Here is a 24,488-nt window from a genome sequence, read left to right as displayed (position 1 = left end):
GGTAGAAGTCGTTTGTATTGGAACTAAATTGCTATGCTTACTGTCGCTAACAGTTAGATCTTCAACGACCTTCTGCCTTTTGCTCTGAAAGTTCGGCTTTTAATACATAAAAAAGCCGAAAAAACAATCTGTAAAAAGATAGATGTAAATAAAAGGAAATGTCAGGGAATATAGAATAAAAATGGATTTATATTTAAAAAACGCTTGAATTACCGTATCAGACTATAGCGGTAATAAAGCCTTAAATGTTAAGAGTAAGTCGCTTGCACCAACAAAGTTCACACCAACTCTCTTCACATTCAGTGGTTGCACGGGCTGCAAGTGCGATCGCTGCTAGCTTTGGTTTATTGGTATTTATTGGCTGGTGGTTGAATCAAAAGTGGCTGACATCGTTCCTCTCTTTCGGTACGGGAAGTATGGAGGTTGATACAGCAGTTTGCTTCTTTTTATCTGGTATATCTCTATGGCTGTCCTTAAAAGAAGAAAGAGACAAAAAAGAGACAATTGCTCTGACTGTCATTAGTAAAGTCTGTGCGATCGTAGTTCTAACAATTGGTTTGTTGAGAGTCAGTCACTACGTATTCCACTGGGATTTGAGAGTGGATGCACTGCTGCATAGCGACTTCCTAAATGGTTTGGGGGTAATCCATTGGGAAGGGATGGGCATAAATACAGCACTAAACTTTATAGTTCTTGGCAGGGCTTTGGAACTGGTGAATCAACCCAAAACCCGTCGCAACTATTGGTATGCCCAAGTCTTTAGCCTTATCGCTGCTTTAATATCCCTACAGGTTATTATTGGGTATGCTTACGGAGTCAGTATATTATACAGTTTTCCATCCCAAGATGAGGGAATGGCACTGAATACTGCACTGATAGTTACAGTGCTTTGCGTTGGGATTTTAGCCGTTCATCCCAATGAAGGGTTGATGCGGTTAATAACTAGCGATACCTATAGTGGTGTGCTAGCACGTCGATTACTGTTAGCGGCGATCGCAGTCCCTTTAGTCCTGGGATGGATCGCTTTACAAGGGTTGAGAGCAAGGTGGTATGAACCAGAATTGGCGGTATCCTTGCTTGTGGTTGTCCTAATTGTCAGCTTTTGTGTATTGATATGGGAAAGTGCAGCGGCTTTAGAAAAATTGGGGAAGCAACGCGATCGCGTCCAACAAGCTCTGAAGGTCAATGAAGAAAAACTCAGTAGCTTTGTAGATTCTAACGTTATTGGCATTCTCTTTGGCGATATTCACGGTCGCGTCCGCAACGCTAACGACGAATTTTTGCGGATGATTGGCTATACAAGAGAAGATTTACAAGCAGACAAAATTAAATGGACTGATATTACTCCGCCAGAATATTTACCTTTAGATGCAGAACGGATTTCTGAAGCGATCTCCAAAGGAGCTTGTACACCTTACGAAAAAGAATATATTCGTACAGATGGGAGCCGCATACCAGTTTTGGTTGGTTATACCTTAGTTGGAGAAAATCGAGAAGAATCCGTTGCATTTATTCTAGATTTAAGCGTTCGCAAGCAGGTAGAGCAAGCATTACGGCAAAGTGAAGAACGGTTTCGATTAGCACTAGATAATATCCCAGATGTTTTTGCTATCTACAATGGTAAACGGCAATTAGAGTTTGTTAATGCCGCAGCATTACAGCGTATTAAGAAGCCAAAAGAAGAAATAATTGGTAGAACAGACGAGGAACTCTTTCCACCAGACGTGACAAAACCTTACCTTTCCACTTTGATTCAAGCGCAGGAAACAAAAACGTTACAAAAAATAGAAGTCGTAATGAACTTACCTGATTACGGAGAATTTACGACAGAAATAAAATATTTACCGCTATTAGATAAAAAGGGAAACATCGAACAAATTCTGGCTTTTACAAATGATATTACAGAACGCAAACAGGTAGAAGAAACGCTCCGCAACCAACAAAAATGGCTGGAAGATTTGCTCAATCTTATGCCAATGCCAATGCTGTTGATAGAACCGGGAACTGCAAAAGTGACTTTTGCAAACGTTGCGGCTGATAAAGTGGCTGGAGGCAAATTTCCCAAAGCAGAATCGCAGGAAGATTACAAAACATACTATTATGCCACTGATGCTGCGGGAAATCCCATTCCACTAGAGGAAGCACCTGGGGTGAGAGTGGCTCGCGGCGAACGTATTGAAGGATTTGAATTGGATTGGCATACACCAGTAGGGATTCGCTCGCTACTGATATTTGCCGATACTTTACCAGCTATGCACGGTTATCCTGCAACCTGTGTTTTGGTGTTTCAAGAAATTACTAACTTAAAACAGGTGGAAAAAGCACTGTCGCTGGGTTACAAGAGACTTCAGCTATTGTTTGGTACAGCCAGCGATTTACTCTCAAGCCAACAACCTGTAGCACTTATTGATAGTTTGTTTAAAAAACTTGCACAACAAATTCGCTTGGATACGTATTTTAATTATTTAGTTTATGAGGATAAACAGATTTTACAGCTAGCATCTTATACAGGGGTTTCTGAAGAACAAGTCAAAGAAATTGAGTGGCTGGAATTTGGTCAAGGAGTGAGTGGAACGGTATCGCAACAACGCCAACCAATAGCCTTAGAAAACGTACAGCAATTAACTGACACAAAAACAGAATTTCTCCGCTCTATTGGAATTACGGCATATTACAGTTATCCTCTCATAGCTCAGGGACAGCTTTTAGGAACTCTTGCTTTTGGCAGTCTTACTCGGGTGAAATTTACCCAAAATGAAATGGGGATGATGCAAGCAGTTTGCGATCAAATTGCTATTGCAATGGAACGTGCAAAGCTCATAGCTTCTTTGCAACAGCAAACAGAGCAACTCAAAGAAGCAAATCGCATGAAAGATGAATTTTTGGCAATTCTATCTCACGAATTGCGATCGCCCCTCAATGCAATTCTTGGTTGGACGCAGTTGTTGCGTTCTCGACGCCAACTTGATGAAACCAAAGTATCAAAAGCATTAGAGACTATTGAGCGCAATGCCAAAGCGCAAACACAACTGATAGAAGATTTGTTAGATATTTCGCGGATGATTAGAGGCAAATTACGCCTTAATGTTCGTCCTTGCAACCTAGTGTCTATTATTGAAACTGCACTGGAAACAGTTCGTTTAGCAGCTGAGACAAAAGAGATCGATTTAAAGTTTTATGTTTTAGGGGAGACAGGACAGGAGACTGGCGATCGGGAAGAAAATACGCAGAAATTTCGCAACCAAGCTAGTTGCTTAAATATGAAGGGGGCTTCCTACAATGACATTCGTAACCCATCACTCACTTCTCTGTCCCCAGCCCTCAGTTCCCAATTTACAGTCATTGGTGATAGCGAACGATTGCAACAAATTATATGGAATTTACTATCCAATGCCATAAAATTTACATCTCAGGGGGGTCATGTTGAAGTTCGCTTGTCAGTTGTAAAGCATAAGGAATCGTTGCGCGACTTAAATTCCCAATTCCCATTGTCCTATGTCCAAATTCAGGTTAGCGATACGGGTATTGGTATTTGTCCTGATTTTCTTCCATACGTCTTTGACCGTTTTCGTCAAGCTGATAGTTCTACAACAAGATCTTTTGGCGGATTGGGTTTGGGATTAGCAATTGTCAGTCATTTAGTAGAACTACATGGTGGGATCGTGAGTGTAGAAAGTCCCGGTAAAGGACAAGGTACTACTTTTACAGTCAAGCTACCCCTTTTGGGTAAGAAAGATGAGGAAGACAGGGAGATAAGGGGACAAGCAGATAGGGAGACAAGGGGAACTTTTACCGCCACACCCTCCCTCCTGGGTATTCGGGTACTTGTTGTAGATGACGAAACGGACACCCGTGATTTTTTAAGTATCGTGTTGCAACAGTGTCAAGCTGAAGTCAAAGCAGTGGGATGTGTACGGGAAGCGTTAGAAGTGATTGCACAATGGAGACCGGATGTTTTGGTAAGCGATATAGGTATGCCAAATGAAGATGGTTATACCCTGATTCGTGAAGTGCGATCGCTCGAACGGACTGGCAAAATTCCGCTTTCCGAACAAGGTGCAAAAATTCCGGCGGCTGCATTAACAGCTTACGCTCGAACAGAGGACAGATTGCGAGCTTTACAAGAAGGTTTTCAAATACATTTGCCCAAACCCGTTGAACCTGCGGAGTTAGTCACAGTCGTTGCAAGTTTAGCTGGACGAACTTAACACTTGCTTGAGAGCAATTCTATTTGAAAAAAATAGCTCTACATCCTCTGAGCCAGCAATAACTTATCCCTGCGATCGCTGTTACTAAACTTTAGCTCGGTCAAGTTTAGCTAATCTAAAATCCAATATGGTATAACACTCTTTCAAACGATCGCAAACCAGTCATATTATGTCTCACATTCTTGTTGAAGACCTCAAGAAGACTTTCTTTATTTCCGAACGCTCCTCTGGTATTCTCGGTTCAATACGAGGGCTCGTGCAGCGAAAAACCAAAGAAGTCCATGCATTGAAAGGAGTTTCGTTTTCCTTAGAGAAGGGAGAACTTGTAGGATATATAGGTCCAAATGGAGCAGGTAAATCAACGACCATTAAGATTTTAAGTGGTATTTTAGTACCCTCTGGTGGAAAATGCATAATTAACGGACGAACTCCCTGGACAGATAGAATAGAGCACGTTGGTCGTATTGGTGTTGTATTTGGTCAGCGAACGCAACTGTGGTGGGATTTACCTGCGATTGAGTCTTTTGACTTGCTTCGAGATATCTATTGCATTCCCCATTCAGAGTATCTCAAGACACGAGCAGAAATGATCGATTTGCTCGACCTTTCTAGCTTTCTCTCCACTCCTGTAAGACAGTTAAGCCTCGGTCAAAGAATGCGCTGTGACTTTGCAGCTGCAATGCTTCACAGACCTGAGATTCTTTTTCTTGATGAACCTACTATAGGGTTGGATGCAGTTTCAAAGCTTGCAGTACGAAAATTTGTCAAAACGCTGAACAAAACCCATCAAGTCACTACCATCCTGACAACTCATGATATGGATGATATTGAGGCGTTGTGCGATCGCGTCATTATTATTGGTGGTGGTGAGATTCTTTGTGACGGTTCTCTCGCAAAGTTGCGTTCTCAAGTTTCCTCACGTCGGTACTTAAGAATTGACTTGATAAAGGATGATTTTTGCTTTGAGGAAGAAGGGGTCAGTATCATTTCCAAGGAAGGACGTACCGTAACTCTTGCCTTCGATCCCGCAAAGCTTTCTGCTGCGTCCCTAATTGCCCAGGTTACATCAAAATACGAAGTAGAGGATCTTTTCGTTGAAAATCCACCTATTGAGGAGATAATTGCCGAACTGTACGCAAACTCTGAAGGAATTTTGACATCAAATGGATAGTTTACTGACCCGATTCTACCTGAAGTGGCTGCACTCAGTCATATCTATACTTATCTACTGTATCTTAAAAGCGACGAAACGTTAAGATTACCAAAGAAAAACATATATGAAAGCATATTGGTCATTGTTTGTTGCAAGATTTGCGCTTCTGTTGCAGTATCGTACTGCTGCTTTAGCAGGGGTTGGAACTCAACTTTTTTGGGGTTTTGTAAAAGTTATGGTTCTTGAGGCATTTTTCACTCATGCAATCTCCGCTCAACCTATGACTCTCCGCGAGGCTACAGGATACGTGTGGCTCGGACAAGCGTTTTTGATAGCGATCGTCCCTTGGGGAGGTGATAGAGAAATTCAAGAACTCATCCGTTCTGGTGGGGTGGGGTACGATCTTCTTCGACCCACTGACCTTTATAACTATTGGTTGGCTCGCGCTTTAGCACTTCGTACAGCACCCCTGATACTTCGTGGTATTCCACTTCTTAGTATCACAATATTGCTTTTTCCCATTTTAGGGTTTTCGGAGCGATCGCTTTTTTTGCCATCCTCCTTTGCTGCAGGAGTTGCTTTTTTTCTCTCCTTTATTGGTGCAATTCTGCTTTCATCTGCAATAACAATGCTTCTAACTGTTTCAATGATGTGGACAATTTCTGGTGAGGGAATCAATAGTGTACTTCCCACTCTGATTTCTATTTTTTCTGGAATGATTATTCCCCTGCCACTTTTCCCTGAATGGCTCAAACCGTTTTTAAATTTCCTTCCCTTCTCAGGGCTTCTAGATAAACCTTTTCGTCTTTTTACTGGTAATCTCCCACCAAACGAATTGTTTAATGTATTGCTTCATCAATTTTTTTGGATAGTTGTTATTATTATCTTTGGACGTTTTTTAGTGAACTATGGTGTAAAAAAGCTTGTTATTCAAGGTGGGTGAATGGTGAATAATTTTTTACTTTACCTTCGATATATCTCTGTATCTTTTAAGTCGCAAATGCAGTATAAAGTTTCCTTCTGGCTTCAAGTCTTAGGGCAATTTTTAGGAACTGTTATTGAATTTTTGGGAATATGGGCGCTTTTTACTCGTTTTAACAGTATTGGTACGTGGACTCTTGCCGAAATTGCTTTATTTTATGGCACGATTAATATTTCTTTTGCCTGTGCTGATGCTCTCGGACGGGGATTTGATTCCTTCACAAAAATCATTAAAAACGGTGACTTCGACCGTTTGCTTCTGCGTCCGCGCACAACCGTACTTCAACTTTTAGGAATGGAATTTACCTTGAAACGAATAGGACGATTTTCTCAAGGATTGGTAGTCATGGGGTGGTCGCTTTCAACTCTCCATATTCCTTTTACTGTGAAAACATTGTGGCTTTTAGGCTCTTCATTTATTGGCAGTGTTGCACTCTTTGTTGGCATTGTTATCATACAAGCAACGCTTACCTTTTGGACTATTGAGTCTCTTGAAATTATGAATATCCTCACTTATGGAGGAGTGGAAACTGCTCAGTATCCTCTTTCAATTTATGGCAAGTGGTTTCAGCGATTCTTTACTTTCTTGATACCCTTTGGTTGTGTCAGCTATTTTCCTTTGGTAGCAGTGCTGGAAAAAGAACGTGCTTTTTTAATACCTTTATGGTTTTGTTACGTCTCGCCACTAGCAGGTATTCTTTTTCTGATCGTTTCTTTGAAGCTATGGAAATTAGGAGAACGATACTATTGTTCCACTGGTAGTTAGCCATTAGCCATTAGCCATTAGCCATTTTTGTCTACTTCTCAGGAAAATTATCTTAATTTTCTGACTCGTTTGTTGAGTGCTGGGTCATCCCGTGGAGTTTAATAAAGCTATCAAAGGCGTACCATGCCAATACATACCAGGGAATAATCTCGAACTGTAGCCCGCTCACAAGTAATTTCCGAATGGAAAGAATGCCCAAACCTAAAGGAAAAAGGAATCGCAAATCAACAGAGTTATTTGTTGCTTTTCTCACCCGCTTATTCAAGTCCACCACAGCATCAGATACCCCTGCTGCAGCCTCAGATTTTCCTACTGCTATATCACCAAATATAATGCCTAAATCTTTTAAAGTTGCGAGAACATTTTCAAAGCTGTCATCTTGTGTATCGTGCTGTATAACGATACTGCCATTTTGAATATTAGTTCTGACTTGATTAATATTTGGTTGAGCTTGTAAGGCGTTTGCAATGCGCTCTATATCTCCCGATTGACGGTAGCGAGAGGCTACTCTCAAACGCAATCGCCCTGGAGTAGAACTGACAACTTTTGTATATATGGGTTGAGATGTAGATTTTTTCCTACATTCTTCTTGGATTATTTTTGGCATTTCAGTTAGATGAGTGTAACCGTTGTTATTCAATTTCTTTTTTCCCAATACATGGAGGGCTTTTTAACAAGCAAATTAACAGGCAAAAAATTGGGGGAGGCGGAGCCTTGACTAAGACATTCCCAGGCGGAGCCTGGGAACGAGGGGGTAAGGGTGAAAACATTCCCAAGTGGCGATGGCGAGATGGGAATGAGGGTATAAAGGTCAGCGCTCTGGTTTCCTTCTCCCTCAACCGAGTAGAGTTGGGGATGGGGTACTTACAAACCGTTATCAGAATTATCAACTGATGTTCCTGCAACATCAACTGCTGGCAATTGTCTGCCTTCAGCTAGTTCTGCTCTTGCTTCAGCAACCATGTCTTCCCAGCTTTCGCCGAGTTCTGCAACAGCGCCTTTGCTTTTTTCAAAAAGAACAAGTCCACTCTTAATAATAGACTTGGCTATTGGCTTACCAATTCCAGCAACGACAGGAATAACGACAGGTGCAAGAAGGACTGCACCAATACCGGCGATGATTCCGGGTGCGCCTGCGTCTTCAACAAAATCAGTAATTTTTGGTGCCATGATTATTTCCTCCAGGAATTAGTAAAACACACTAAGGTACTCTTGTTACCACAACCATCTCATCTAGCTGCGGGGAGAGTTTTGCGGTCGCGACTTCTCAAAATTGGACGCAAACCGTTAACTCCTGCAACAACTGTCGAACCGTTGTTCACCATCGTTGCTGCTAGGGGGTTAAGACCAAATAAAACTGCCACGACTAAGGCGGCTAAATTGGGAACAGCAATCATAGCTGTATTTTGCTGAATGAGCTGCTTGGCTTTACGAGCAATCTCAATTCCCTCTAGCAAACCGTGCAGGTCATTCTGCATCAGTACTACATCTGCTGTTTCACGGGCAATGTCAGAGCCATTGGCAAAAGAAACAGAAACATCAGCGTATGCTAAAGCGGGCGAATCATTGATACCATCGCCAACAAACGCAACTGTTTTCCCTTGTTCGTGTAGTTCGCGGACAACTGTTGCTTTCTGCTCGGGAAAAGCTTCTGCATGGGTATGGGTTGGGGCAATACCAAGTTCAGCAGCAACAACGCTAGCGGTCTGCCTGTTATCTCCAGTTAGCATGTGGACCTCCACACCTTCGACTGTTAACAGTTTTGCAATAACTTCCCGACTTTCTGAACGGAGTACGTCACTATATTTTATTATACCTTGCAGTTGACCGTTGCTTGCTACATAAATTGTTGAGGTTGCTTTCTTTTCGTTGCCGTCAAGCTGTTCCATTGCAATGCCAACTTGTTCTAGAAGGCGCTCGCTACCAACATAAACGGTTTCTCCATCAATCTCTGCCCGTACACCCAAACCAAGTTGATAGTCCCACTTGCCACGGGCAGGAATTTCGATTTTCTGTTCTTCTGCATAGCGCACGATCGCTTCTGCTACTGGATGGGTCAGACGTTGTTCGGCTGCAGCTGCTAGTTGCAGTACTCGTGTTGGTGAAGTATTTGGGTTGAGACTTTCTACATGAACGACAGTAGCTTCACCTCTGGTCAAAGTGCCTGTCTTATCAAAAACAACAGTATCTATCTCTGCAAGTTTTTCCAATGCCCTTCCGCTGCGAATGAGAACGCCCCGTCGTGCTGCATAAGTTAATGCTGCTAAAACAGTGGTTGGTACCGATACCCTGATTCCAGTTGCAAAGTCAAGGGTTAAGACGCTGGCGGCTCTTGCTGGGTTGCGAGTTGTGGCAAACACAATCCCACCCAGTAGTAAAGTTGGCAATACAGCTTTCTGGGCAATTTTTGCAGCGTAGTTTTCCATTCGGGTATCGTGAACGGGTGCTTGTTGCATTAATTGAATGCTCTGTCCAGCACAAGTGTCGTTACCGACCCGCTCTGTCAGGATATAAACTCGTCCCTCCCTCACTAGGGTTGAAGCATAGACGGTTTGTCCTTTCTTCTTTAAGACTGGCATGGATTCTCCAGTCAGTTTTTGCTCGTCTAGTAATGCTTTTCCACGCACGATGGTACCATCAACAGGTACTTGTTCGCCGGGATAAACGATTACCGTATCCCCTTTTTGCACGTCTTGGATGGGGATTTGGACTTTCTCTCCATCACGTTCTATCCAGGCGAACTGTCCGAGGGAACTTAACAGATCTAAGGTTTGTTGGGCAGACGAGCGAGCCGTGCGATCGCGTATATTCTCGCCAATTTCAATCAACCCCAGCATGAGTGCAGGTGTCAGAAATTGACCTTGAAGCGTTGTGATGGCGATCGCCATAAAATCCAGAAAGTCAATATTGAATTTCTTTTCTACCGTAATTCCTTCCCAAGCTCGTTGGACTACAGGCAATGTCGTAACTGCTATAGTCGCTGCTATCATCAGGGGTGGAATCGGTAGCCCAAAAGGTCCTGCTAGCACGGCTAAAACTGTTGTCAAAGCTGAGAGTTGCATCCCAGGCCAAGGTTTTTCTGTCTCGCTTTCAGCAGCTTTTTTTAAAGTGGAAGGCTTGAGAACAATAACGTCACTCGCTGCTTGAAGCAAATAACTTAGATGCGATCGGATTTTGCCTTCCGTGGCTTTACCAATTTTATAAGTTACTGCTAGTGAAGACGCTGTAGGCTTAATACGTACACTTGAAAACAGGGCGTCAGCTTCTAACAAGGATTGGAGGCGCTGTGCGTAATCCTTATCATAACGGAGGCGAGGTACTCGCAACCTCAACCGTCCCGGAACTGCATGCACCACATTGTGCTGGACTTTGGAAATCTGAGTTGGTGCGTGTCCATTTTTCTCTTTTAAAGCAGCTTTCCCATTTCTTTCAGGTAGCGCTACTTCAGCAAGATGAAATCTGGAGGTTGGTATTTGCACACTAAGTTCTGCCATTTCTTCGCTCGCATAAAAAAATAAAGACGTTCAACTTTTTGATTTTCTAGAGCCTACTCAACGGGACACTCATAGGAGGAAGATATTTCTTCCCCTTCCGGTACCGTCAGTATAGAATTTTTGCAAAATTTTCGCTTCTTTTCCAGGCTCTAAGAATTGGTTCCTGCTAGCCACAGTTCTAACTAACCAAACACTTTAATATGATTCGTTCCAAAACTCTTATGAAACCATATCTAATGGAAAGTTAGCCATGAAGGATAGCGCTGCAGATAGAGCTGGAGTTTTATAATCAGACCACAGACCGACGACTTCCAAAACTCCTTCCTCGTTTGTCCTTATGGATAGTGTCGATTGGGTAGACTGCTGCTGTGGTTCTGGAAGTTGTTGCTCAATTGGAGTCTTTACAGGAGCTGTTTGCGGGATTGTCTCATCAGCCAACTGCATCAAATTCGCCCAGTAAGAAACTGGTATTTGACTATTTCCGTAGCCAATAGCAACCGAAGCCGCATCGCAACTCACTCGCACAGTCGTCACGTAAGAGTCTGTCTTCAGCAATCTCTCAAGTCGCTTAGCATAGGCGCGATCGCGAGCAACGCGGGGTACATTAAACCTGATGCGTCCCGGAATGGCATGAACGACATTGTAAGTAATTTTTGCAGACTGGGCTGCTCTGTTTGTAGATGTTTGCTCCACTTCTGATAACAACGATTGGTCGAGTTTATTGAGTTTTACTGCAGTATTATCTCCATCTTTTGAAGATGGGCTTTTTTCTGCTGCTGAAAATTGTGATTCTACATAGCTTATGACACGACGGGTTGCATTTGCTGTAATGAAGTATACAGGAAATGCAGCAAAACCCACGATCCCCAACCTTCTGGTGACCGCTAATCCGGCAAACAAGGGAATAAACGAAATTCCCTGTTCTTTCCAGAAATCTAGAGATTTCCAAGCAGCAAAAGGGTCTGTCTTGCTTTCATGGTGAGACGGCTGCTCTACACCAAATGACTGGAGCAACTCCATTACTTGGGACAAAGACAGCCTCTGCTCATCAAAGTTAATGACCAAACTGCCCGTTCGCTCATTGACATAAACTTCCTTGATACCATCTCGCCGATGTAAACTTTGGCAGATAGTGTCAAGTTTTGAGTTATTGCCCCCGTCAATAGCACGGACTCGAACACGCCCTGATGTTGCATGGATAATTTGCAACTCGTCTAAAGACAATTGCTCTGTTGACTGTCCAACAGATTGTTCTGTATCTTTCTTCACTTCATCGCCTTTCAGATGAGAAGAGACTAAGTCATCAGATTTTTGCAACCCAGGACTTAATCTCTTGCGACTACTTTTCGTTTTGGTCATTATACCCGATAGCCTAATCCAGCCAAGAGGTTAACATTAGGTTAAATGTAACCTAAAAATTTGAGTAAGTGGTCATTCTTCAGAATTATTTATCTTTAAGTATTGTTAAATACTGCCCCTCTTATACCCCCAGCTTGCGCGAGTACAAATTTTTACTCATTATCCTTTATAAGAATAATTTCCAAAATATACAACTTTATTCGGGTAAGTGCCACTGTTAGAGCAGTTTTTTTAAGATTGGTTTTATTAAACATAACCATAAACGATACTCATGCTAAGTTCAGAGCAAAGCTTCAAACTGCTGCCAGCAAAGGTATAAAGCACGGGGTACGTGGAAACAGCCTTTCCACTTGCCACCTTTGAGGTTTAACAGGACTTCTCCTCGACGGTTGAGGTAGCCAAACCACTCACCATATTCTGGATCGGCAAAATGCGACCAGGTGTAATCGTGCATTTTTTGGTACCACTCCCAACATGTCTCACGTCCCGTCAGGCGATAACCCATAACCAGTGCAACCAAAGACTCCAAATGCACCCACCACAGTTTTTGATCCCATTCCAACTGTTGTGGGGGATGACCATCTGCATCCATAAAATAATACAATCCCCCGTATTCAGAGTCCCAAGCAAAGTTAAGGATGTTTAGCACGACATCCACAGCTTGGTTAATGACTGTTATGTCGTTGCGCCGATGGGCAATATCCATAATGAACCACATCGCTTCTATCCCGTGACCGGGATTAATTAGACGACCATCAAAAGAATCTACATGGGAACCATCGGGAGCAATATTTTCATACATAAGTCCCCGTTGTGAGTCTAGAAAGTCGGTTATTACTTCCCGAACAGTAGAGTTAAGCACGTTCTCTAGAGTTTCGCTTGGCAGCAACCATTCCATTTCTAGAGTGAGATTAGCTAATATCATGGGTACTGCCAAAGATTTGAGCGATCGCGTACCCGGATATGTCTTGTTATACTTACCCTTGGGGTTGTCCTTACGGCGTAAAACATTATTGTAAGCTTGCACAGCCACATCTTTTGCCCAATCTTCACCAGAGGCAAGAGCATATTGACTAAAAGCCATTGCTGCAAAGCAATCAGAAAAGATATTGTAAGGCTGAACTAAAGGATTTCCTTCACGGGTCAGCGCAAAGTACCAGTTACCATCATCATCCCGACCGTGTTGAGCAAGAAAACGAGCACCATTGCTGGCAATGTTCAACCAGGATTCTCGCTTTTCTAGCTGGTTGTACAATTTGGAAAAAGTCCATACCTGACGGTTTTGCAGCCAGATAAACTTATCGGTGTCGTAAACTTTTCCAAAGCGATCGATGCAGGTAAAATAACCGCCGTACTCTCGGTCAATCGAATATTTTTCCCAAAATGGAAGTACATCGTTGAAGAGAGCATTTTTATAAAGTTCGGCTAGCTCTTGAAAGTTGTGCTCCATAAATATCCTTCTCCATGCACCACATCTAACAGCGTTAATTATCACCTTCTGACGAAAGAACGACAAGTGCAGAAGTCATTCCTCTTCCTTTAAAAATTCTTAGCAGGTTTGTTAAAGGTTTTATACACGGAAACCAAAAGGGAGCATCCCAAATTTGCTATTTACCCTCAGAATAGAATTCTGGGTCTATACAAAGAAAGCCTGCCTACGCAGGCTTTAAATAAGTCCGCGCAGGCGGACTTAGTCTGTATAGGCGTGATTTCAATCACAAGTATGTTTTTTCCAAATTCGGATGCTCTCAACCAAAAACATACTTTTTGCGTATACTAATATAATTACCTTACTAAATCATCGATTAAGAACGTAGTTGCAAGGTGAGTGATGGAGCATCTATACGTAAGGACATTAAACTTTGTGTTAATTCTCTAATGGATAAGGTAAAAATTCTATTCCTAGCAGCCGATCCTAGTGACTCTACTCGACTCCGGTTAGGGCAAGAGTTACGTAATATTCGCGAAAAGCTTCAACTCTCCAAACAACGAGACAATTTTGTCTTAGAATCTCGGGAATCTGTGCGTCCGGGAGACGTTACTCAAGCAATTTTTGATACTGAACCTCAGATTGTTCACTTCTCCGGACATGGTATAAATACGGGAGAACTGTGTTTTGAAAATGTTTTAGGACAAACTCAACCCGTACAAACTGTTGCACTAGCTAATCTGTTTAAGTTAGTCAATAAGCAGGTGAAGTGTGTAGTTTTGAATGCTTGCTATTCAAAAGCTCAAGCAAGAGTTATTGCCGAGCATATTCCTTATGTTATTGGCATGAGTCAAGCTATTGGAGACCAAGCTGGAATTACATTTGCTGTCGGTTTTTATAGAGCGTTAGGAGCAGGGCGTTCATTCGAGGATGCTTACGAGTTTGCTTGCGTAGAAATACAATTAGAAAATATTCAAAAAGACTTAATCCCAGTTCTCTACAAACAAGAATCAAAAAATAAGACAGAGAGCAAGCCCAACAGATATGAACCCCAAGCTAACTCAAGTCATCCTTCTCGAATCGGTTTTAATCGAAATTTACAAGAATTTTTTACTGTTATCTTAGTGACAGAGAAAGTATTTTGGCTGCAATGGATATTATTTACTTCTATAGGTAGTGCTATAAGTTTTATTACTAGTATTCATGGTATTGGAAGTGCTTTTTTTGGTATTGTAGTTGGAGGAATTGTAACTGGTGTAGCCCAATGGTGGGGACTTAGAAAACGAATTGCTAAAATCTTCTGGTGGCTATTGGCAACACCTATTGGTTGGGTGATTGGTTGGGCTATAGGTGGTTCTTTAATACAGCAAGCGATCGCAAGAATCGAATATACAGATAAATTTCCGGCTCTATTCCAAAATGAAATTTCATTTCTGATATTGCGTGTACTTTTAGGAGCAATTTTATTTGGAGTGGTACTGGCTCTAGCTCAATGGTTTGTGTTGAGAGAACTCAGTACTAAAGCAAACTGGTGGATTGTGTTTAATCCGCTCGGTACAGCCGTTAGTATTGTCTCAGGCGTGATAGTAAGTCGAAATGTAGATTGGATTACGGGAGCTATTGTTGGAGGACTCGTCTTTGGAGTTATTACCGGAAGCACAATACTATATCTGCTTCATCACCCAATTCATCGGGGTAGACCCTTGATATAAATACTCTAGATACAACAGGCGGCGGAGCCTCGCTTGAAGGTATTCCCAGGCGGAGCATGGGAACGAGGTCGGGCAAACTACTGCTTTTCATTTATCAGAGATTTCAGTAAATCTTCTATTTAGATTTGTATTCTTTAATAGCTAAAGTAGTTGCAACAGAAGAGTTAAAAAAATTGTTAGTTAAATCTCTTAAGCCAATTCTTTGGATCGGTACGTTGTGCTTGTTCCTCATCCTATATCCTCCAGTCAGCTACGCACTACAAATACAGGATATTCCCAATCCCCGACAGCAATATGGAGGTTGGGTGACGGATATGGCAAATATCCTCAGCCCCGAAGCAGAAGTACAACTGAACACAATGATTTCTAACTTAGAGGCCAAAAATAGTACTGAAATAGCGGTAGTAACCGTTTTGGAGACTCAGCCTGCTACTTCTCCTAAGGCTTTCGCAACTGAGTTATTCAATACTTGGGGAATTGGCAAAAAAAATAAGAATAATGGTGTATTGTTTTTGATATCAACACGAGATCGCCGTGTTGAAATTGAAAGGGGTTCTGGTTTGCAGAAAAGCCTGAGCGATCGCAAAATTCAACAGATTATTGAAACTGATATTATTCCCCGTTTTCAACAAGGAGATCCAGAAGCCGGGATTTTAAAGGGAACAGAAAATCTTGTCACAACACTAGCAGAAATATCCCATACAAATCTATCGCACCCCCAATCTAACTCACATCAAAACAATTTACCTGCTGTTCCTGGATATATTTGGATTGTCGGGAGCTTGGGTTGGGTTGGATTTATTGGGTTTGGGGGTAGATTGTTCCTACTTAGCCGTCATCCTCGAATTCTAGGAGTTAAACCACCAGACGGGCGATCGCGCTTTAGCGCCATCGAACACAGTCAGTCACAGTCTCTATCACAGCCATCAGAGGTGCCATCTCTAGGTCAATGGTTGTTAGTGATTAGCTTTGTTAATTTAATATTTGCTCTATTTTATAGCTTGGGATGGCAGATTGTAAAGGAACATCAAGCAGGTAGGCTGGATTCTGCAATTGTACTTGGGGAAGCCATTTGGCTTTGTCTGTTGTACTTTTTACCATACAGGCAAGCCAAAATATTTAGTCTTTTTTTCACTATAGTGACTGCTGTTGTATTCTTTCCCTTCCCATTAGTTTGTGGGGCGATGGCTTTAGCTTCAATTTCAGGTGCTATCTGCATAAATATCTTTAGAGATCGAAAAGAGATTGGCTCGTCCCTTTGGGTTCTAACAGGGATGACGGTGTTAGCAATTGTTATGTTTTTCTCCCTAGGAGCAATCGATGCAAGTTTGGAAAACGCATCTTTATTACCTACAGCATCTGTGCCGTTTGCCTTGCAACTGTTTGCCGTGCAAAATGCTCGTGCTTTCTGGGGAATAATACCGATAATTCAACAGTTAGGGAAAAGATTTAGTTTTCGTCCCACATATCAGTGCGATCGCTGTCACAAACTCATGAAACCTATTCCAAAGAACAAGCTGTCAACGTACCTCACACCTGCAGAACAGGTAGCGGCAAAACTAGGTAGTGTCACTTTTGAAGGTTGGTTGTGCTCGAAATGTCAACCTCACTTATCACCACCTGGAATTTACTTACAGTCATACATTCAAGACCAACATTCATCTTTTGCCTTCAAAAATTCTTTTGATAATTGCTCAAATTGCCAAGAGTTAACAGTTGTCCGAAGTTCTTCAAAGGTTCTACAAGAGCCTACTTGGACGCAAGCAGGTAAATGTGGAGTCAGACAAGAGTGCCATTGTTGCGGATACACTAACGATATCCAGGAAACTATTCCGCCACTGGAACTTCCTAAGAATGCGCTTCTTATTTTGCCTCAAGGGCGATCGCATGGTGTTGCAGAACAAAAACATTGTCCCGTTCACTGTGCTAACTGTCGCAATCCAATGACCGCAATTAGAGGTAAACAACTAAGACCTTATCTGATACTGGGAGATTTAGTGCGATCGAAAAGCGGTAGCCCTGCAACATCCCAATCTCATAAAACAGAACGAATTGGTTGGTACTGTGCTACCTGCTACCCAGAACTGACTGAAACAACAATACACATTCGTACTTACACAAGCAGTACAGGTTCTAGAGCAAAATCATCTCGTTCGGCAGTAGAATCAGATGTTTCTGTTGCTGATTCTGAGGAAAGCTGGAGTACTGACTTTGGAGATAGCTACAGTAGTAGTGAATCTAGCAGCAGTTGGAGTAGTGAATCTAGCAGCAGTTGGGGTAGTGACTCTGGCGGAAGCTACAGTAGCGGTAGCGATTTTGGTGGTGGAATGAGTGATGGCGGAGGTGGAGGTGGCAGTTGGTAAACATATTTGTTAAAACTTTGTTAGCCACTTAGCTTTTAAAAATTTATATGGGCAGCTTTTACGGTTCTATTCACATTCGCTCAACTCAAACAGAGCAAATTACAGAAATTGTAAAAAAGCTGGCTGCACAAGAAAAACTAAAATTTTTAATTTCTCCATGTATTAACGGTTGGATTAGTGTTTATTCTTCAGAAAAAGGGCAAAATCCTATAGTTGTTTCAGTTCTCGCAAAGCAATTTTCCGGTCATTTGCTTAATCTGATTCTTTACCATGATGATTTTTTTTATTACGAATATTATAGAAAACATCAGTTAATGGATACATATAGTTCCTCACCAGAATATTTTGGAACTATATCTAGAGAAGAAAAATTAAGATTAACTGGTAAGCCGGAAGTATTTACTGATTTACTCGCTGAACTCCCCAACAATCAAACAACTATTGAACATATTTCTGAACTTTTGAAAATTCCCTTTCTAAAAGATGGTGAAGAACTCTCTCCAAGAAGCCTAGAACTATTGCAAAGGTTACAAAATCTTTCAAAGTATCCCGATATGAGAGAGTTAATCGATGATAAAAGCTTTGCAGCAGCAATACAATTTTCTAGCTTTGCCCAACTTTTAAATATCAGTAATGCTGCAACTTGCTATGAATATCTTCAAGATGGGGAAGATGAAAATATTGAACGCCGAGAAGAATTCATTCATGTTCCAGACCTCTCTATTGAATTAGCGCATAAGGAGAGAGAAAAAGCCAAGATAGATGAAGTATTCACTCAATTAAATAGATCGGGGCTCTTATTATTGACAATCTCCCGTCCTACACCAAAGGGGCAATTTTTACAGGAACCAATTTCTGTTCCCGATCCGATGGATGGATTTTTTATAGGTTGGTGTGGACTGTGGAATCAACCTCTGGAAATAAAACACTATACTGCTCCTTGGAATAATGAGCCAAAAAATATTGAGCTGCCACTAGAACAAAATGCTTATGTGATGCAAGTTAGTCCATCTGGAAAGTTTTTGACCGTAGGTCATGTAAGTGAATCTTTGCAAGCAGCTGTATTTGACTTAGAAAAAAAACAATTGCTCAAAATGATTCCTCTTAGTCGAGCTACTGACATTGTTCAATTAAGTGCTAATGAGGAAATACTTATCAGCCGTTTGCGGGATGAGATTATCCTTAGTTCTATCAAAAATTCACAAGATATTGCAGCAATTAAAGTTGGGCATGGATCTAAAATTGCAATTCATCCGAACGGACGCTACCTAGTGGCTGATGAGCGAGAATCAAAATTAGCTATTGTTGATTTGAATACTCAAAAAGTCATTAAAGTCTTATCAACTGCAGCATTAGATAAGAAAGCATGGCGGGCGAGTGTCGAACGAGGTGAAGGGGTAAATGCTTTTCATGACAGCGATATCATTGTCAAAATGGACTTTAGCCCGGATGGGCGTTGGTTGTTCTGTGCAATGGCTCAAGGAGTACGAGTATTTGAGTGGAATGAAATTTTCTCTTCAAAGACGAAATTGCCACTCCCTGTCGTCGCTTCTTCTAGTGAAGTCGTTACTTTTGGCGATCCACCTAACAGAATGGCAAGAACTTATGATATTGCTTTTGACTGGCAGCGCAACGTTTTACTCTCTTGCGGACTAGAAGGTAAAGTAAAATCTCTGAATTTAGCAACTGGAGAATCTAAAGTTTTATTGGAACTACCTGGAAAATTGGCAGTTATTCAATTAAAACTGTCCCGTGATTTAGCTACTTTGTGTACACATTCGATGGCCGATATGTTTGAGCGGAGGCAGGGGTCATGCATCGTTCAACTGTGGAATTATTTGGCCCTTGTTTAAGGGAGCATCCCAAAGAGTGTCAATTGCCCTGAGAGCTAAAAATTGACCCGACGCACAAAGGTTGAGAACGCAACAAGCATCAAGCAGAATGTAAGAGTGAGTAATTTGCATAAACTGTCTTCACTTCTCACCTGTTTGGATTTGACGCAAATCAAAATCTGTGTCTTCCTCCATCATTCCGCTTGAATACTTCCGTAATGCTTCTGCGATGCGGCGAGCTTCTAAGCGGTCAACATGGAGAAATTCAGCAAAACGTCCTTCTGTAATTAAACCTCGATCTAGTGCTTCAATTGCTAGATGTTGATAGTGCAAAGGCATCATATCAATCCTTTGCGGAATCTGTTCTAAACCCAGTTCCTCCTGTACCTTTCTGACTTTTAAACCCCGATATTGCAATTTATCCCAAGTTCCTGACTGTAAAAGTTCCATTTCCTCTAACCGATAAACTAATGCTTCTACGGACACTCCATAGTAATGCGCTAGTGTAAATAAATTAGTCGGGGTGAATTTGCCATGTGTACGGTACATATCATTGAACCGTTTAAGCAAACTACTTGTGGGCATGAGGAAATATTTGGGGAAAGTTTCCGCTAGTTGTTCACTTTCGGGAAATCTTTGATACTGTCCATCAAAATGGAATTCAGGCTTTTGCCGATGTGCCAAAAAATGAAGGTATCCATGCGCCATTGACCAGCGTCTTCGCTCCTCTGGATGGTTAGCATTGATAGCCATGCAACCACCTACTTGCTCGTTATAGCTATACACTTCTGAAAATTTTTGTGGCATCTGCAAATAGAAGATACGTAAACCAACGTCTTGCTCTAAGATGTCCCGCAATTGGGGAATAGGAGCATCACCTAAACCGAGCCGTTGACGTTCTGCCACTGCTATACTCTCCGCAGCAGATTTGATGGGCATATCTGCTACCTGATACTCAAGAGGATAGTTTCTTGGTAGCGGCGCGTCCATAATCTTCTCAAGCTCTAAATAATTTTGGCATAATTCCTCTAATTGCAGGATGAATGCCTCAATTTCTATCTGTTCTTCCTGACTGCGTTGATAAACTGCTCGAAACTGTACTTCAAAGGGTTGCACCACTGGGCGTGGACGAACAAAGTCACCCACAGAACGTCCGTAAGCACGAGCCAGTTTAATCAGTTCATTGGCTTTGAGACGGCGTTCTCCTTTCTCAATTGCAATCATAGTGGTGCGTGCAGCATCAATTACCTTGGCTGCATCAGCCTGAGTCATGCCACATTTTTTACGGGCTTGTTGTAGGAGTTCTCCTAATGTTCCCAGATCAATGTTATTCAGGATGTTGGTAGCCATGATGTTTTTCCTCAACCTTGTATCGTTATTCAGACACATACATTCAGATCAAACTTTGCTTCACAAAGTCTTTGATATGGCTTCTGATAAAGTCCTGAAAGCCCGTGAACAATATCCCCGTCAGGCATGGTTCGACCTCCAATGCTGGAACCATTTATATGATGAATTTAGCTAACAAAATTAACAATGTCAGTAATTAAGCCTATATTTTTACTATAAAAATCAGATTAGTCATTCAGTAGATAAATAAGCTGTAATCTCCGCCCTCCTTGATAAGCTTCTAATAAGCCTTTTGCATCAAAACTGAAATTGTAGACTAAGTAAAGATAGCTACGGAAAAGAATGATTATACTGACAGGAGGGGGAGAGGCGGCTGTTCAATGTCTCTGCCCCTATCGTTTCGATTGATTATTATTATTAAATTTATTCCTACATTTAGACGTATTGACAAAAGACACTTGCTTTTAACTTGTTACGAATGCGAACCACTCCTTCTTTTCCACATCCGGTGAAAAGTCAGCTCCCAACTATACCAAAAACTGTTTAGAACCTAATTTTGCAAAAATTTTCAAAAGACTCGTAGGGGCGCAAGACCTTGCGCCCCTACGAATGTTATCAAATCATTCCAAAAAAGAACAGTGTTAGCCGTTTCCGTAAGCCTCAATTAACTATCAGCAGGAATCGGAAGAATACGTGGTACAGAAGAATTGGCTATATTGACATTTTGACTATCTTCCACATTGTCTGGCACGTAGAAATTGTTGTTATCTGAGGTATTTTTATTTTCTACTTTAGAACGATCGCCACTAGAACTGTCTTCAATCTTCTCTTCCGTATAATATGCTTCTTGCGGAGGAATAGAGATAACTTCCACTCCTGACTCTGATTCAGCATTTGCTCGAGTATAGGTTCCAAAGGAAAACAATACTGCCAGCGCTATCAAGCTTAACTTTAGGAAGTTAAATGTGTTTAATTTTAGTTGTATTTGTATATATTTATTCATAATAATAATTTTTTATATGTTATTAACAGTACATTAATCTAGAAAAAATTAAGATAAATCTTACTTAGTACATATATACGATAGAAAATACTGAGACTTTAGTTGCACTACAGTAATTCCTCTATTACCAGAATGCAACATATAAACACCACTGGTAGTGTTACTGGTACCGCTATTGAGTGATCTTTGTCACTGAATAGTAGTGATGGCGATCGCAGAGTTCTTGTTTGCCAATCACTTGGTTGCAATATTGGCGGATAGACCAATTTGTACTGCTAAGACTCTAGAGGTATGTATATCAAATTTAAACTTGGGAAAATAAACGAATCAAAGCAAAACGACAAGAGGTCTAGTAATGGCGCGAGAAGTTACCGATGCTGATGGAATTACTTGGAGTTGCGTTCAAGCATATGCTGGTCTTTCCGATAAGGCAGAAAACCAAGCTGCTGCTCGGGTAAACGAAGCACGAGACACATTGTGGATTGTCTGCACTCCAAGTGGCGCTGCTCAATCAGTACGGCTCGAACTACCGAGTGAATGGGAAACTTCTTATTCAGATGAGGCTTTGCTTGATGAAATTACAGCACATCAACAGAAGTAGTATTGATACTAAATCCGCGTTTTGTACCCCCTTTATAATTTAGTCCGCGCAAGCGGACTTCGTTTGTATAGCCGCGATTTCCAATCGCTAGGGCTAAGAGGTATAAGAACGGATTTGGTATGAACTGGTTAAGATTCCGGCATAAGTGCTTCCTGAAAATTCACTCCACTCAAGTTAGCCCCTCTCAGGTTAGCGCTTCTAAGATTCGCTTTAGTTAAATTTGCTCCTTTAAGGTTAGCCCATCTTAAGTCAGCTCGATCTAAGTCAGCCTCACTCAAATTAGCCCTGACTAAATATGCACCACTTAAGTGAGCTTTGCTGAGGTTACTTTTATAAAAGTCAGTTTTATAAAGATAAGCTCCCATCACTTCTGCTTCATATAAATTGGCATGACTGAGATCTGCACCAGTTAAGTTGACGGCGATTAAGTTGGCAAAACTGAGGTTCGTCCGAATGAGCTTTGCATTACCCAAATCAGCACCTCTTAAATTAGCACCTCTTAAGTCAGTACCAATTAGGTTAGCGTCTGCGATCGCGGCGTCTTTAAAATTTGCTTCACTTAAGTCAGAGCCAATCAGATTGGCATCACTGAGATCTGCCTGTATTAATCGAGCACCACTCAAGTTAGCAACACTTAATTTCGCCTCTCTTAACGTAGCTTCCCTGAGGTTAGATCTATAAAAAATAGCACCACTGAGATCGGAACCACTTAGGTTGACTCCTACAAGAGAAGCATGACTGAAATTAACTTTGCTCAAGTCAAGCCCTTGAAGGTCAGCACCACTCAAATCAGGTTCAACAGCAGGGTATTTTTCTCGCCATTCCATCCATGTTGCTGCACCCGCTTTCAGTAGCTCCAGATGCCTTTGATTTGCCATTTCCTTGTTACTCCTGACGCCCACCCTTAGGATTTGTCCGACCTGCTACATTTTCTATTGCCGTTAAAGCCCCCGCCGCACCTGCTAAAATATCCCGTTCTTGTCCACCCAAGTACAAACGTCCAAAGCTCCCTACAGCTTGAACCTCCAGGATATTAATCGATGCTGCTTTCTCGGCTTCATTTGCAGCAAGAGCAGCATAAGCAGCCGGCTCAACTTCTAAGACATATAGCGTGTGTCCGGCTAGTAGAAGTTGCCCCTTTCGCGTGCGGTTGATAAGTTGTGTTTGATAAGCATCTATGTTGCGGATAATTTGGCTGGAAACAACCCGTGGTTTGAGACATTCTTCCTTTCGGACTCCTAGCGCCGCTAAAATAGCTTGTCCCGCAGCTCGTGTTTCGCCTTGAGAAGCAGAATGAACTTCTAGCAGACCGTACAATCGTTCGACGACTTGTACTCCAGGACGCACAGAAGCGGCTTTGAGTGCTACATCTGTAATCCGATTAATTTCAATTCCAGGAGAAATTTCAATCCACAATGATGTATCTCCCGGTAATGGCAAGAAACCTTGAGCGACTGCTCCCATATATGCCGCATGTTGAGGCTGCAGGCTGTCGAGAAATACGAAACTCCGTAGTTCTATTCCCAAGGTTGTTCTCTCCAGTCATAAAGGTTAAAGTGAGATGTTGCAAAATATGAAGTTAACTTTAAACTACCACAAGAGGGGAGCTATGGCTCATACCGTACAGTTGCTTCTTTTGACAGGAAAAAATTTGCACAATTGATATCACCTGTCAACCTCTGACACATTTCTCGTACTTCAGAAGCACCAATGATGATACGAATACGTACACCGTAATCAGTTGGGTAAGCTTCATAGACAAATGGTTTGCTGGTTGCAGCGGTTAATGCGGTTGCTAAAGCTGGAGATACACAAATAATGGCATCTTTTTTTGGAGGTACATAATAATCTATAAAAAAATCGCTATCTCGCTTGTCTCTAGTCCAACCACTCACGACTTTATTGGTAGACCAAGTTAGACATTTCAAATCAAATCCTTTCTCAGATTCACGACCTCTTTGGATAACAACTTTAGGTACAAAATTAGGATCGTATAATTGTTTTTCTCTTTGAATTTCAAAAGCTTTCTCTAAATTATTACTATCGATAATTCTTGCTCTAATAATATCGGTTATAAAAATAATGTATAACGATAGACCGCTTATTCCTAAAGCTATTATTATGGCTAACAAATACCCTTGTCTCTTACGTCTTAGATTTCGTTTTCTCATAAACAGTTACTAATAAAATATAGGGTATCCGTTAATACTAATTTATCGCTTCATTAAATAATATTA

At 41.6% G+C, this 24,488-nt stretch carries 18 protein-coding genes; 8 read left to right on the top strand and 10 right to left on the bottom strand.

The genetic code is table 11. The annotated features are described in order from the left end of the window. Window positions 1–245: 245 nt before the first annotated feature. From HC643_RS00730 to HC643_RS00715, 4 genes are all read left to right on the top strand, one after another. The gene (locus tag HC643_RS00730; RefSeq protein WP_038081805.1) at window positions 246–4,208 is read left to right on the top strand and encodes a hybrid sensor histidine kinase/response regulator; all 3,963 of its coding nucleotides are present in this window, start codon (window positions 246–248) and stop codon (window positions 4,206–4,208) included. A gap of 169 nt (window positions 4,209–4,377) precedes the next feature. Continuing rightward, window positions 4,378–5,379: an ABC transporter ATP-binding protein gene (locus HC643_RS00725; protein WP_038081806.1), complete on the top strand. Its 1,002-nt coding sequence runs from the start codon at window positions 4,378–4,380 to the stop codon at window positions 5,377–5,379. A gap of 106 nt (window positions 5,380–5,485) precedes the next feature. Next, window positions 5,486–6,304 carry an ABC transporter permease gene (locus tag HC643_RS00720; RefSeq protein WP_038081807.1) on the top strand — a complete coding sequence of 273 codons (819 nt, stop codon included), beginning with the start codon at window positions 5,486–5,488 and terminating at the stop codon, window positions 6,302–6,304. Window positions 6,305–6,361: 57 nt separating this feature from the next. After that, window positions 6,362–7,108, top strand: a complete 747-nt coding sequence (locus HC643_RS00715) for an ABC transporter permease (RefSeq protein ID WP_237265797.1) — start codon at window positions 6,362–6,364, stop codon at window positions 7,106–7,108. A gap of 52 nt (window positions 7,109–7,160) precedes the next feature. Here HC643_RS00715 and HC643_RS00710 read toward each other — a convergent pair whose 3' ends face one another. The 5 genes from HC643_RS00710 to HC643_RS00690 form a co-directional block, all read right to left on the bottom strand. After that, entirely contained in the window at window positions 7,161–7,715 is a 555-nt protein-coding gene (locus HC643_RS00710; RefSeq protein ID WP_050045427.1) for an HMA2 domain-containing protein, read from the bottom strand. Between the two features lie 257 nt (window positions 7,716–7,972). Further along, on the bottom strand, window positions 7,973–8,278 hold the full coding sequence (locus tag HC643_RS00705) for a DUF5132 domain-containing protein (protein ID WP_038079364.1): 306 nt from the start codon (window positions 8,276–8,278) through the stop codon (window positions 7,973–7,975). 59 nt (window positions 8,279–8,337) lie between these two features. Next, window positions 8,338–10,602 (bottom strand): heavy metal translocating P-type ATPase, encoded by a 2,265-nt coding sequence (locus tag HC643_RS00700; RefSeq protein ID WP_038079359.1) that lies wholly within the window; start codon window positions 10,600–10,602, stop codon window positions 8,338–8,340. Between the two features lie 219 nt (window positions 10,603–10,821). Beyond that, the gene (locus HC643_RS00695; protein WP_038079358.1) at window positions 10,822–11,961 is read right to left on the bottom strand and encodes an HMA2 domain-containing protein; all 1,140 of its coding nucleotides are present in this window, start codon (window positions 11,959–11,961) and stop codon (window positions 10,822–10,824) included. Between the two features lie 280 nt (window positions 11,962–12,241). After that, window positions 12,242–13,411, bottom strand: a complete 1,170-nt coding sequence (locus HC643_RS00690; RefSeq protein ID WP_050045428.1) for a n-acyl-d-glucosamine 2-epimerase — start codon at window positions 13,409–13,411, stop codon at window positions 12,242–12,244. A 428-nt stretch (window positions 13,412–13,839) separates the two neighbouring features. On the opposite strand from HC643_RS00690, the gene HC643_RS00685 reads away from it, so the two are divergent. The 3 genes from HC643_RS00685 to HC643_RS00675 all read left to right on the top strand — a co-directional run bounded on the left by HC643_RS00685 (window position 13,840) and on the right by HC643_RS00675 (window position 19,318). Further along, window positions 13,840–15,102, top strand: coding sequence for a CHAT domain-containing protein (locus HC643_RS00685; protein WP_050045429.1), 1,263 nt, complete (start codon window positions 13,840–13,842; stop codon window positions 15,100–15,102). 125 nt (window positions 15,103–15,227) lie between these two features. Next, a complete protein-coding gene (locus HC643_RS40690) occupies window positions 15,228–17,465 on the top strand; it encodes a TPM domain-containing protein (protein ID WP_063779466.1) in 2,238 nt (745 codons plus the stop codon). Between the two features lie 47 nt (window positions 17,466–17,512). Next, a complete protein-coding gene (locus HC643_RS00675; RefSeq protein WP_038079355.1) occupies window positions 17,513–19,318 on the top strand; it encodes a WD40 repeat domain-containing protein in 1,806 nt (601 codons plus the stop codon). A gap of 120 nt (window positions 19,319–19,438) precedes the next feature. Here the strand turns inward: HC643_RS00675 and HC643_RS00670 are convergent, their stop codons facing one another. Then, on the bottom strand, window positions 19,439–20,647 hold the full coding sequence (locus HC643_RS00670) for an XRE family transcriptional regulator (protein ID WP_038079354.1): 1,209 nt from the start codon (window positions 20,645–20,647) through the stop codon (window positions 19,439–19,441). 664 nt (window positions 20,648–21,311) lie between these two features. Continuing rightward, window positions 21,312–21,650: a hypothetical protein gene (locus tag HC643_RS00665; RefSeq protein ID WP_038079351.1), complete on the bottom strand. Its 339-nt coding sequence runs from the start codon at window positions 21,648–21,650 to the stop codon at window positions 21,312–21,314. Window positions 21,651–22,005: 355 nt separating this feature from the next. Here HC643_RS00665 and HC643_RS00660 point away from each other — a divergent pair, with 355 nt between their 5' ends. Further along, a complete protein-coding gene (locus HC643_RS00660) occupies window positions 22,006–22,251 on the top strand; it encodes a hypothetical protein (protein ID WP_038079346.1) in 246 nt (81 codons plus the stop codon). Window positions 22,252–22,379: 128 nt separating this feature from the next. Here the strand turns inward: HC643_RS00660 and HC643_RS00655 are convergent, their stop codons facing one another. From HC643_RS00655 to HC643_RS00645, 3 genes are all read right to left on the bottom strand, one after another. Next, window positions 22,380–23,129 (bottom strand): pentapeptide repeat-containing protein, encoded by a 750-nt coding sequence (locus HC643_RS00655; protein ID WP_038079345.1) that lies wholly within the window; start codon window positions 23,127–23,129, stop codon window positions 22,380–22,382. A gap of 7 nt (window positions 23,130–23,136) precedes the next feature. Further along, window positions 23,137–23,778 carry a beta-carboxysome protein CcmP gene (locus HC643_RS00650; protein WP_038079344.1) on the bottom strand — a complete coding sequence of 214 codons (642 nt, stop codon included), beginning with the start codon at window positions 23,776–23,778 and terminating at the stop codon, window positions 23,137–23,139. Window positions 23,779–23,858: 80 nt separating this feature from the next. Continuing rightward, complete coding sequence (locus HC643_RS00645; protein WP_038079343.1) at window positions 23,859–24,422, bottom strand: hypothetical protein; 564 nt, start codon at window positions 24,420–24,422, stop codon at window positions 23,859–23,861. Window positions 24,423–24,488: the final 66 nt, after the last annotated feature.

It is taken from the genome of Tolypothrix bouteillei VB521301 (assembly GCF_000760695.4).
Classification (GTDB): Bacteria; Cyanobacteriota; Cyanobacteriia; order Cyanobacteriales; family Nostocaceae; genus Scytonema; species Scytonema bouteillei_A.
Note: the sequence above shows the minus strand (reverse complement) of the source record. Positions and strands in the feature narration are given on the sequence as shown.

What these genes read in the sequence shown, in the direction of transcription:
- HC643_RS00685 (WP_050045429.1), top strand. Translation starts at nt 13,840, where the DNA reads ATGGATAAGGTAAAAATTCTATTCCTAGCAGCCGATCCTAGTGACTCT.
- HC643_RS00675 (WP_038079355.1), top strand. Translation starts at nt 17,513, where the DNA reads ATGGGCAGCTTTTACGGTTCTATTCACATTCGCTCAACTCAAACAGAG.
- HC643_RS00700 (WP_038079359.1), bottom strand. Translation starts at nt 10,602, where the DNA reads ATGGCAGAACTTAGTGTGCAAATACCAACCTCCAGATTTCATCTTGCT.
- HC643_RS00660 (WP_038079346.1), top strand. Translation starts at nt 22,006, where the DNA reads ATGGCGCGAGAAGTTACCGATGCTGATGGAATTACTTGGAGTTGCGTT.
- HC643_RS00655 (WP_038079345.1), bottom strand. Translation starts at nt 23,129, where the DNA reads ATGGCAAATCAAAGGCATCTGGAGCTACTGAAAGCGGGTGCAGCAACA.
- HC643_RS00690 (WP_050045428.1), bottom strand. Translation starts at nt 13,411, where the DNA reads ATGGAGCACAACTTTCAAGAGCTAGCCGAACTTTATAAAAATGCTCTC.
- HC643_RS00665 (WP_038079351.1), bottom strand. Translation starts at nt 21,650, where the DNA reads ATGAATAAATATATACAAATACAACTAAAATTAAACACATTTAACTTC.
- HC643_RS00725 (WP_038081806.1), top strand. Translation starts at nt 4,378, where the DNA reads ATGTCTCACATTCTTGTTGAAGACCTCAAGAAGACTTTCTTTATTTCC.
- HC643_RS00705 (WP_038079364.1), bottom strand. Translation starts at nt 8,278, where the DNA reads ATGGCACCAAAAATTACTGATTTTGTTGAAGACGCAGGCGCACCCGGA.
- HC643_RS00720 (WP_038081807.1), top strand. Translation starts at nt 5,486, where the DNA reads ATGAAAGCATATTGGTCATTGTTTGTTGCAAGATTTGCGCTTCTGTTG.
- HC643_RS00670 (WP_038079354.1), bottom strand. Translation starts at nt 20,647, where the DNA reads ATGGCTACCAACATCCTGAATAACATTGATCTGGGAACATTAGGAGAA.
- HC643_RS00645 (WP_038079343.1), bottom strand. Translation starts at nt 24,422, where the DNA reads ATGAGAAAACGAAATCTAAGACGTAAGAGACAAGGGTATTTGTTAGCC.
- HC643_RS00695 (WP_038079358.1), bottom strand. Translation starts at nt 11,961, where the DNA reads ATGACCAAAACGAAAAGTAGTCGCAAGAGATTAAGTCCTGGGTTGCAA.
- HC643_RS00730 (WP_038081805.1), top strand. Translation starts at nt 246, where the DNA reads ATGTTAAGAGTAAGTCGCTTGCACCAACAAAGTTCACACCAACTCTCT.
- HC643_RS00715 (WP_237265797.1), top strand. Translation starts at nt 6,362, where the DNA reads ATGCAGTATAAAGTTTCCTTCTGGCTTCAAGTCTTAGGGCAATTTTTA.
- HC643_RS00710 (WP_050045427.1), bottom strand. Translation starts at nt 7,715, where the DNA reads ATGCCAAAAATAATCCAAGAAGAATGTAGGAAAAAATCTACATCTCAA.